A 650-nucleotide genomic window follows, 5' to 3' on the forward strand; every position below is an offset into this window, starting at 1 on the left:
AAGCACGTACTTCATCTTTAAATAACGTATTTAGGGGCTCAATCAATTGGAATTGCATATCTTCAGGAAGTCCACCAACATTATGATGAGACTTAATTGTTTGTGCAGTAGCTGTTCCACTTTCAATAATATCTGTGTAAAGTGTCCCTTGCGCTAAGAAATCAATTCCTTCTAATTTAGCTGCTTCATCATCAAACACATAGATGAACTCATTTCCGATAATCTTACGTTTTTTCTCTGGATCACTTACGCCTTCTAGTTTAGACATAAAGCGTTCTTTTGCATCGACTTTAATAACATTCATATTGAAGCCTTCTGTGAAAGTCTTCATAACTCCTTCTGCTTCTCCTTTACGAAGAAGTCCATGGTCAACAAATATACATGTTAATTGGTCACCAATTGCTTTATGAATCAATACAGCAACAACAGAAGAATCTACTCCACCACTAAGGGCACATAGAACTTTCTTATCGCCAACTGTCTGACGAATTTTTTCCATTTCAATTTCAATAAAGTTCTCCATAGACCAGTCACCTTTGCATCCGCAAACTCCAAACACAAAGTTTTTCAACAATTCATTTCCATATACAGAATGGCGAACCTCTGGATGGAATTGAACTGCGTATAATCCTTGTTCTTCCTTACTCATA

The 650-nt window shown here is 36.5% G+C and carries 1 protein-coding gene; it reads right to left on the reverse strand.

The window, feature by feature from the left end; translation table 11 throughout:
• Nucleotides 1-650: glutamine amidotransferase-related protein (locus tag RTL21_RS17190; RefSeq protein WP_312097565.1), on the reverse strand; the 650-nt coding region annotated here is incomplete at both ends.

This window comes from Niallia sp. (genome assembly GCF_031978665.1).
Lineage (GTDB): Bacteria > Bacillota > Bacilli > Bacillales > Cytobacillaceae > Niallia.